The 9,382-nt window shown below is 69.4% G+C and carries 7 protein-coding genes; 1 reads left to right on the top strand and 6 read right to left on the bottom strand.

Annotated elements, in window-relative coordinates; translation table 11 throughout:
- Nucleotides 1-190: 190 nt before the first annotated feature.
- The 6 genes from ACAG26_RS21350 to yajC form a co-directional block, all read right to left on the bottom strand.
- Nucleotides 191-2,596, bottom strand: a complete 2,406-nt coding sequence (locus tag ACAG26_RS21350; RefSeq protein ID WP_370485071.1) for a bifunctional (p)ppGpp synthetase/guanosine-3',5'-bis(diphosphate) 3'-pyrophosphohydrolase — start codon at nucleotides 2,594-2,596, stop codon at nucleotides 191-193.
- A gap of 3 nt (nucleotides 2,597-2,599) precedes the next feature.
- The gene (locus ACAG26_RS21345) at nucleotides 2,600-3,139 is read right to left on the bottom strand and encodes an adenine phosphoribosyltransferase (RefSeq protein WP_370485070.1); all 540 of its coding nucleotides are present in this window, start codon (nucleotides 3,137-3,139) and stop codon (nucleotides 2,600-2,602) included.
- Entirely contained in the window at nucleotides 3,121-4,746 is a 1,626-nt protein-coding gene (locus ACAG26_RS21340) for an ABC transporter substrate-binding protein (RefSeq protein WP_370485069.1), read from the bottom strand. Before ACAG26_RS21340 ends, ACAG26_RS21345 begins: the two co-directional genes overlap by 19 nt.
- A 34-nt stretch (nucleotides 4,747-4,780) precedes the next feature.
- Nucleotides 4,781-6,085: a protein translocase subunit SecF gene (secF, locus tag ACAG26_RS21335; protein WP_370485062.1), complete on the bottom strand. Its 1,305-nt coding sequence runs from the start codon at nucleotides 6,083-6,085 to the stop codon at nucleotides 4,781-4,783.
- Nucleotides 6,086-6,089: 4 nt separating this feature from the next.
- On the bottom strand, nucleotides 6,090-8,027 hold the full coding sequence (gene secD, locus ACAG26_RS21330) for a protein translocase subunit SecD (RefSeq protein ID WP_370485061.1): 1,938 nt from the start codon (nucleotides 8,025-8,027) through the stop codon (nucleotides 6,090-6,092).
- Nucleotides 8,028-8,149: 122 nt separating this feature from the next.
- The gene (gene yajC, locus ACAG26_RS21325) at nucleotides 8,150-8,494 is read right to left on the bottom strand and encodes a preprotein translocase subunit YajC (RefSeq protein WP_370485060.1); all 345 of its coding nucleotides are present in this window, start codon (nucleotides 8,492-8,494) and stop codon (nucleotides 8,150-8,152) included.
- A 163-nt stretch (nucleotides 8,495-8,657) separates the two neighbouring features.
- Here yajC and ACAG26_RS21320 point away from each other — a divergent pair, with 163 nt between their 5' ends.
- Nucleotides 8,658-9,344, top strand: coding sequence for a nitroreductase family protein (locus tag ACAG26_RS21320; RefSeq protein WP_370485059.1), 687 nt, complete (start codon nucleotides 8,658-8,660; stop codon nucleotides 9,342-9,344).
- Nucleotides 9,345-9,382: the final 38 nt, after the last annotated feature.

Raw genomic sequence — 9,382 nt, 5'->3', positions numbered from 1 at the left:
CGAACACCCGCCGAAGAACTCGAGCGACTACTCTCAAACCCGTCCACATTCGTTGCAGCCACCGCTTGAATCCAAGGGCGGCGAGCACGACCCTTACCGCAATCTCGGCGACTCCCCCCGCGAGCGTGCGCAGATCCGGCCGCACGCCCGGCGTGTCGGCCGGGGACGCGCACGCTCGCGCCGCGAAAGGTCACGCCGCGGAGGTGATGCGGTAGACGTCGTAGACGCCTTCGACGTTGCGGACCACGTTGAGCAAATGACCCAGATGCTTGGGGTCGCCCATCTCGAAGGTGAACCGGCTGATCGCCACCCGGTCCCCCGACGTGGTCACCGACGCCGACAAGATGTTGACCTTCTCATCGGCCAACGCGTGGGTGATATCGGAGAGCAGCCGGTGCCGGTCCAGCGCCTCGACCTGGATGGCCACCAGGAACACCGACGACGCCGACGGCGCCCACAGCACCTCGATGATCCGCTCGGATTGCTGCTGCAGCGACGCCGCATTGGTGCAGTCGGTGCGGTGCACGCTGACCCCGCCGCCGCGGGTGACGAAACCCATGATCGCGTCGCCGGGCACCGGGGTGCAGCACTTGGCCAGCTTGGTCAGCACACCGGGCGCCCCGGGCACCGCCACCCCGGTGTCGTCGGTGCTGCGCTGCCGGCGCGGCATGGTCAGCGGCGTGGACCGCTCGGCCAGATCCTCCTCGGCCTGATCCACCCCGCCGAGCTGGTCCACCAGCCGCTGCACCACGTGGCGGGCCGACACGTGGTTCTCCCCGACCGCGGTGTAGAGCGCCGACACGTCGGCGTAGTGCAGCTCCCGGGCCAGCGCCGCCATCGCCTCGCCGTTCACCAAGCGCTGCAACGGAAGCCCGATGCGGCGCACCTCGCGGGCGATGCCGTCCTTGCCGGATTCCAGCGCCTCCTCGCGGCGTTCCTTGGCGAACCATTGCCGGATCTTGGTCTTGGCCCGCGGCGACACCACGAAGCCCTGCCAGTCCCGCGACGGCCCGGCGTTTTGCGCCTTGGAGGTGAAAACCTCGACGACTTCCCCGTTTTCCAGTTTGCGTTCCAACGCAACCAACCGGCCGTTGACCCGCGCGCCGATGCAGCGGTGCCCGACCTCGGTGTGCACGGCGTAGGCGAAATCCACCGGGGTGGACCCGGTGGGCAGCGTGATCACATCACCCTTCGGGGTGAACACGAAAATCTCCTGCACGGCAAGGTCGTAGCGCAGCGACTCCAAAAACTCGCCGGGGTCGGCGGCCTCCCGCTGCCAGTCCAGCAGCTGCCGCATCCAGGCCATGTCGTCGATCTCGGCGGCGGCGTGCGGGTGCGGAACCCCGTTGCGGCCCTTGGCTTCCTTGTAGCGCCAGTGCGCGGCGATGCCGTATTCGGCGGTGCGGTGCATGTCCCGGGTGCGGATCTGGATCTCCAGCGGCTTGCCCTCGGGCCCGACGACGGTGGTGTGCAGCGACTGGTACACCCCGTAGCGCGGCTGGGCGATGTAGTCCTTGAACCGGCCGGCCATCGGCTGCCACAGCGAATGCACCACGCCCACCGCGGCGTAACAGTCCCGGATCTCGTCGCACAGGATGCGCACCCCGACCAGGTCGTGGATGTCGTCGAAGTCGCGGCCCTTGACGATCATCTTCTGATAGATCGACCAGTAGTGCTTGGGGCGTCCCTCCACCGTCGCGTTGATCTTCGATGCGCCCAGCGTGGCGATGATCTGGGCGCGCACCTTGGCCAGATAGGTGTCCCGCGACGGCGCCCGGTCGGCGACCAGCCGCACGATCTCCTCATACTTCTTGGGGTGCAGGATCGCGAACGACAGGTCCTCCAGCTCCCATTTGACGGTGGCCATCCCCAGCCGATGCGCCAGCGGCGCAATGACTTCCAGCGTTTCGCGGGCCTTGCGGGCCTGCTTTTCCGGCGGCAGGAAACGCATGGTGCGCATGTTGTGCAGCCGGTCGGCGACCTTGATCACCAGCACCCGCGGGTCGCGGGCCATCGCGATGATCATCTTGCGGATCGTTTCGCCCTCGGCGGCGCTGCCCAGCACCACCTTGTCCAGCTTGGTCACCCCGTCGACCAGGTGGCCGACCTCCTCACCGAAATCGGCGGACAGCTGGTCCAGCGGGTAGCCGGTGTCCTCGACGGTGTCGTGCAGCAGCGCGGCCACCAGCGTGGTGGTGTCCATGCCCAGCTCGGCCAGGATGTTGGCCACCGCCACCGGGTGGGTGATGTAGGGGTCCCCGGAATGCCGCATCTGGCTGGCGTGCCGCTGCTCGGCGACCTCGTAGGCCCGCTGCAGCAGCGACAGGTCGGCCTTGGGGTAGATCTGCCGGTGCACCGCGACCAGCGGTTCGAGCACCGGGTTCAAGGTGCCGCGCTGCGAGGTCATCCGGCGGGCCAGCCGCGCCCGCACCCGCCGCGACGCGCTGGAGGACACCTTGAGCACATCGGTGCGCTCGGTGGACGCGTCGGACGGCAGCACGTCGGCGACCGGCACCGGCTGGCTGGGCTGCTGCACCGCTGGGCCCGTGCTGCGGTTGTCGTCTGCCACGCTCGTCACCTCCGCCCCCGAGGATATCGCTCAACAACACCGCAAGCTGTGGACCGGCAGCGGAGCCACCGCGTCGCGTCCGCCCAGCCCGGCCAACTCCAGCACCACCGCGGCCGCGGTCACCGTCGCGCCGCTGTGCTCCAGCAGCCGTTTGGCCGCCGCCAACGTGCCCCCGGTGGCCAGCACATCGTCGACGAGGACCACGCGGCGGCCGGCCACCGCGATGCCGTCGGCCGGAATTTCCAGGGTGGCGGTGCCGTACTCGAGGCTGTAGGCCTCGCTGCGCACCGGCGGCGGCAGCTTGCCGCCCTTGCGGACCGCCAGCATCCCGGTGCCCAACCGGGTGGCGACGGCGGCCCCCACCAAAAAACCGCGGGCGTCCAGGCCCGCCACCAGGTCGGCGCCGGCCGCGACCTCGGCCAGCGCCTCGGCGACCGCGGCCAACCCGCGCGCGTCGGCGAACAGCGGGGTCAGGTCCTTGAACTGGATGCCGGGCGCCGGGAAGTCGGGCACTTCCCGGGTCAGCGCGGCGACCAGGTCGGAAACGGCTGTCACCGCTCCAGCATCCAGCGGTCCATGTTCCAGCCGGCGCCCCACCGGGTCGGGTTGCTGCCGACCGCGTAGATCTTCTTCGACGTCAGCAGGGTGCGCTGCTGGCGGTACAGCGGCAGGGTGGGCATATCGGCCCACAGCATCGGGGCGCTCTCGGCCAGCATCCGCACCATCGCCGCCGGGTCGACGGTGACCGCCAGCGCGCTGATGATGCCGTCGATCTGACCGTTGTTGTACCGGGACAGGTTGTCGCCGTTGCCGGTGTGCAGGGCGTAGGCGTCCATCGCCGACGACCCGGTCGAGCCGCTGCCGGTGGCGCCGCCGGTGCCGGCCAGCAGCGCGTCGATCTGCCCGTCGAGCAGGGTCTGCGGCCCGGTGGTCGGCGAGGTGACCCCGGACACGGTGATCCCGGCCGGCGCGCAGGCCGTGGCGATCGCCCCGACGGTGGCGGCCAGCCGCGCGTTGGGCTCGCGGTAGCCGATCCGCACGGTCAGCGGTTTGCCGCCCAGCGCGGCGCGGGCGGCGCCGGGGTCGGAGTGGGAAAACGGTTCGGCTTCGGGCACATTTTCGGCCTGGTCGAAGGCGTCGTCGTGGGCGGTGGACAACCGGCTGTTGGCGATCGGTGTCCCGGCGTCGCGGGCGATCACGTCCCGCGGTGTGCAGAACGCCAGCGCGCGGCGCGCCGGCGTCGCCGCCAGCGGACCCTCCGGCGCGAAGATCAGCTGCTCGATGCCGTTGGACGGTGTCTCGGTGCGCTGGTAGTCGTCCGGGGTGATCAGCGCCCCCGACGACCCGGTGGCCACGTCGACGACGTCGACGGCGCGCTTGTTGACCCGGTCCTGGATGTCGGCGCCCTGCGGCCACACGGTGATCCGTTTGGTCACCGGTTTGGCGCCCCACCAGCGGTCGTTGGCGACCAGCACCACCGCCCCGCCGTCGAGCACCGAATCGATCTTGTAGGGGCCCGACGACGGGAAGTGTTTGGTGTCGACGTCGGGTTTGAGCTGCCAGGTGGTGTTCCACACCTGCGCCACCTTGTCCACCACCGCAATGTTGGTGCTCTGCAGCGCATCGGTGACCGCGGTGGTGTTGATGCCCAGTTCCTCGGCGATGACATGCGCCGGCATCATCGATGTCGCGGTGAACAGCTGCTTGTAGTCGACGAAGTTGCGGTCCTGCGCGAACGACACCCGAGCCTTCTTTTGGCCCGGCGGGCAGTCGATGCTGGCGATGTCGGTGTAGCCGGCCTGGTTGGCCGCGTTGAACTGGTCGAACCGCCCCGACTGCGCCGCCCAGGCCAGCACCATGTCGTCGCAGGTGACCGGCTTGCCGTCGGAGTAGACGGCCTTATCGGCGATCTGGTAGTCCAGCACCAGCGGCGCGCGACCCACCACCTTGATGGTGCCGAAGTCCTGATCGGCGATGACCTGCCCGTCGGGCCCGTGATAGCCGAAACCGGTCAACGTGCGGGCGAACGCCTGCGCGCCGGCCGACGCGGCTCCGGTGACGGTGGTGGTGTTGTAGGTGACCAGCGCGCCGTCCACCGCGTAGTCGATCTGGTCGTTGGCACTGCCGGCGCATCCGGTCATCGACGGGCTGGCGATCGCCGCGATCGCCACCGGCAAGGCGAGCGCGCGCCGCCAGCGGGCACCCACCCGCCTACCGCCGTTCGGTGGACTTGCCGGTCGGACGTCCGGTGCGGCGGCCGGTCGGCCGTACCGGCCGTGCCCCCGGTGCCGGCTTGCTGGCCGGCTTGGTCGTCTCCCCCGGTGTGGCCTGCACCGTCGCGGTCGCCTCCTCGGCGTCGCCGGCGCCTTCGGTGTCGGTGTCGGCGGTGTCCGCGTCGCCGGCCGACTCGGCCTTGCCTGTGCTGCGGTTACGCCGCTTGAGCACCCGGCGGGTGTGGGTGCGCACCAGCTCGGTGCGTTCCCGCAGGCTCACCAGCATCGGGGTGGCGAAGAAGATCGACGAGTAGGTGCCCACGATGATGCCGATCAGCTGCACCAGCGCCAGGTCCTTGAGCGTGCCCACCCCGAGCAGCCACACCGCCACCACCATCAGCGCGACCACCGGCAGCACCGAGATCAGGCTGGTGTTGATCGAGCGCATGAACGTCTGGTTGACCGCCAGGTTGGCCTGCTCGGCGAAGGTGCGCCGGGTGGTGTGCTGGAAGCCGTGGGTGTTCTCCTCGACCTTGTCGAACACGATCACGGTGTCGTAGATGGAGAAGCCCAGGATGGTCAGCAGGCCGATCACGGTGGCCGGGGTGACCTCGAACCCGACCAGCGAGTACACACCGGCGGTGACGGCCACGTCGAACACCATCGACGCCATCGCCGAAATCGTCATGTAGCGCTCGTAGCGCACCGTGATGTACAGGGACGCCAGCACCAGGAACACCCCCAGCGCGATCAGCGCCTTCCGGGTGATCTGGGCGCCCCAGGTGCCCGACACCGCCGAATCGCTGATGGCCTGTTTGCTGGGTTTGCCGTCGACGCCCTTGGGGTGGAACCGGTCGAACAGCGCGTCTTTGAGTTGGTTGGTCGGCTCGTTGTCCAGGTGCTTGGACCGGATCTGCACGGTGGCCGAGGCACCGTTGCCGACGATGACCACCGACTCGGGGTCGGAGCCGACGACGCTGCGGTAGACGTCTTCGACCTGGCTGGTCTCGGCGTCGCCCTTGGGGAAGGAGACCTTGGTGCCGCCCTTGAAGTCGATACCGAAGTTGAACCCGAAAATCCCGATGCTGGCGATGGCGATCGCCACCATCGCCCCGCTGACCGCGTACCAGAACCGACGGTGCCCGATCACCTCGAACGCGCCGGTTCCGGTGTACAGCCGCGACAAGAAGCTGTGGTGCGGCAGTTCGGGCGCGCCCTCGGCGTCGACGCCGGATTCGGTCAGTTCGGTGGCGCCGGTGCCGACTTCGTCGTCGACGTCCTTGGTGTTGGTTTTAGAGGCCATCTCGCTATCCCCGTCCCGTCGAAAGGGTCGCGGCTCGCCGTTCGCGCGCGACCTGCTGCACCGCCCCGAGTCCGTTGAACGCGGGCTTGGCCAAGGTCGGCGACTTCGAGGCCAGATACACCAGCGGCCAGGTCACCAGGAACACCACCACCAGGTCGAGAATCGTGGTGAGGCCCAAGGTGAATGCGAAGCCCTTGACCTGGCCGATGGCCAGGAAGTACAGCACCGCGGCCGCCAGGAACGTGACGGCGTTACCGGACACGATCGTCTTGCGGGCCCGCGCCCAACCGCGCGGCACCGACGACCTAAACGAACGGCCTTCGCGGATCTCGTCTTTGATGCGTTCGAAGAACACCACGAACGAGTCCGCGGTGGTGCCGATACCGATGATCAGACCCGCGATACCGGCCAGGTCCAGGGTGTAGTTGATATATCTGCCCAACAACACCAGGATCGCGAAAACCATGGCGCCCGAAGCCACCAACGACAACGCGGTGAGCAACCCCAGCACCCGGTAGTACAGCAGCGAGTACACCAGCACCAGGGCCAAACCGATCGCGCCGGCGATCAGACCGGCCCGCAGCGACGTCAACCCCAGTGTCGCCGAGACAGTTTCGGCTTCCGAGGACTCAAACGACAGCGGCAGGGAGCCGTATTTCAGGACGCCCGCCAAATCGTGGGCCTGGCCCTGGGTGAAGTCCCCGGTGATGCGCGTCCGGCCGCCGGGGATGGCCTCCTGGATCTGCGGCGCGCTGACCACCTGCGAGTCCAGCGTGAACGCGGTCTGGGTGCCGACGTGGGCCGCGGTGTAGTCCGCCCAGGTGTTGGCCGCATCCTTCTTGAACCGCAGTTCGACGATGTAGCCGCCGCTTTGCTGGTCCATCCCCGACGTGGCGTCCTGGATTTGGTCACCGCTGATGATCGACGGGCCCAGCAGATAGGCCACTTTGCGATCCTTCGAACAGGTCACCAGCGGCAGGTTGGGGTCGTCGTTGCCGGCGAGGACATCCTCTTTCTCTTTGCTGCACTGGGTGGCCATGATGCGCAGCGCCAACGACTGGATGAACTGGTTGTCGCTTTGCCGCAGCTTCTTGGCCATGGCGATACGGTCGGCCAGACCCTGTTTCTCGTCGGATGGCCCCGGGGGCCCGGCGTCGGGTCCAGGTGCCGGCGGCGGTGTTTGGCCGGGTCCGGGCGCCGGCGCACCCGGTGTGGCGGGCGCTGGTGCCGGCGGGTTAGGCGTCGCGGGCGGCGTGGTGGGCGCCGGTGTGGGCGTCGCCGGGTCCTGCGGGTAGGGCCGCGGCTGCGGCGGTACCGGCTGGTCCGCGGGCGCCTGGGGCGCCGGGCCACCGCCCGGCAGGCCGCCACCCGGGCCACCCGGCAGGCCACCGCCTGGCAGGCCGGGAATCCCCGCACCCGGCCCGGGACCGGGTCCGCCCGGCGTGTCCGGTCCGGGCCCGCCGGGGCCACCCGGTACGCCTGGCATTCCCGGCATGGGGCCGCCCGGCATACCCGGTCCGCCAGGTCCGCCCGGGTTTCCCTGTTGGGACTCCTCGTCCTGCGCCGGGACGGCATTGATCACCGGCCGGATATACAGCCGCGCGGTCTGGCCCAGGTTGCGGGCCTCGTTGCCGTCGTTGCCGGGCACGGTGATCACCAGGTTGTCGTTGTCGATGACGACCTCGGACCCGGACACCCCCAGCCCGTTAACCCGGTCGCTGATGATCTGCTGCGCCTGCCGCAGCGAATCCTGGGAGGGGCTCTTGCCGTCCGGGGTGCGGGCGGTCAACGTGACGCGGGTGCCGCCCTGCAGGTCAATACCCAGCTTGGGCTGGGCTTTCTTGTCCCCGGTCAAAAACACCAGCAGGTAAACACCGATGAGCAAGGCCAGGAACACCGACAAGTAGCGGGCGGGGTGCACCGGCGCCGAAGGCGATGCCACGTTGTTGAGTCTCCTCCGTTCGTGCGCGATCCGCTCCCGCGGCCGACGGGTGTCCCGCGCTCGGTCCTGGCTTGACGATCAGTTCACTGCACCCGCAAAGGGTACGTGCCGGTCGAAGGGTCTTAGTCCTTGGGCAGCGGGTCGGCGTCGGCGGTCAATGCCACGGCCTCGGCCTCGTCGGCGTCGTCGGCGGTTTCCGGGGTCTCGGGTTCGATGCGGTCGCGGACCGCCAGCTTCATCCAGGTGGTCACCACGCCCGGGGCGATCTCCAGATCCACCGTGTCGTCGGTGATGCCGGTGATGGTGCCCTGCAGCCCGGAGGTGGTGTGTACCCGATCCCCGATTTGCAGCGATTCGTGCAGGTCGATGGTGGCTTGCATGGCGCGCTTCTGCCGCCGCGACGCGAAGAACATGAACGCGGCCAAAGCGAGCAGCAGCGGCATGAAGACGACGAGGTTGCTGTTCATGACGGAACTATCTTTCCTGTGTGGGTCTTCTCGAAGAGGCTCTGGACCAGAACGGTCACCGGCCTGGTAAGCCACCAGTGTGCCATTGCCGCGGGCGATAACCGACCCGGTACCGACGTCGACGCCGGTTGCTCGGGCCCGCGCGGCGCCCGAGGATGGCCTGATGGAGCTCACCGAGGCGCTGCGCAGCACCGGCGCGGTCCGCGATTTCACCGATCAGCCCGTCGACGACACCGTGCTGGCCCGGGTGCTGGACACCGCCCGGTTCGCCCCCAGCGGCGCCAACGCGCAGGCCTGGCGGGTGGTCGTGGTCAAGGATCCGGATCGGCGGCGTCGGCTGCGCGACCTGTACCGCAGCGGGTCGCAGGAGTATCTGACCCTGCGCGTCGCCGGTCTGCGGCCCTGGGCACCCACCAACGACCGCGACGCCGAGGCGGCGGCCCTGCGCGCCGGGGCCGACACCGCGACCGGCGGGGGTTTCGCCGACCGGTTCGACCAGGCCCCGGTGCTGCTGGCGGTCTTCGCCGACCTGTCGCAGCTGGCGGCCGTGGACCGCGACCTGGACCGGTACTCTTTCGCCGGCGGCGCGTCGATCTATCCGTTCGCCTGGAGCATCCTGCTGGCCGCCCGCGACGCCGGCCTCGGCGGCGTCCTCACCACCATCGCGATCCGGGAAGAGGCCCGGGTCAAGGCGCTGCTGGGCGCCGCCGACCCGTTGGCGTTGGCCGCAGTGATCGCGTTGGGCCATCCCGTCCGGGCGCCGCGCCGGCTGACCCGCGCACCGGTCGCGTCGTTCGCCACCGTCGATTCGCTCGACGGCCCGGTGTTCGGCGGCCCCGGCTCGGGCTAGCCTTCGCCGAACGTGCGGCTACGGCGAGGTTTTCGCGA

The sequence above is a fragment of the Mycobacterium sp. pUA109 genome, assembly GCF_041287095.1.
GTDB lineage: Bacteria > Actinomycetota > Actinomycetes > Mycobacteriales > Mycobacteriaceae > Mycobacterium.
This window is presented reverse-complemented; position numbering and strand designations above follow the sequence as displayed.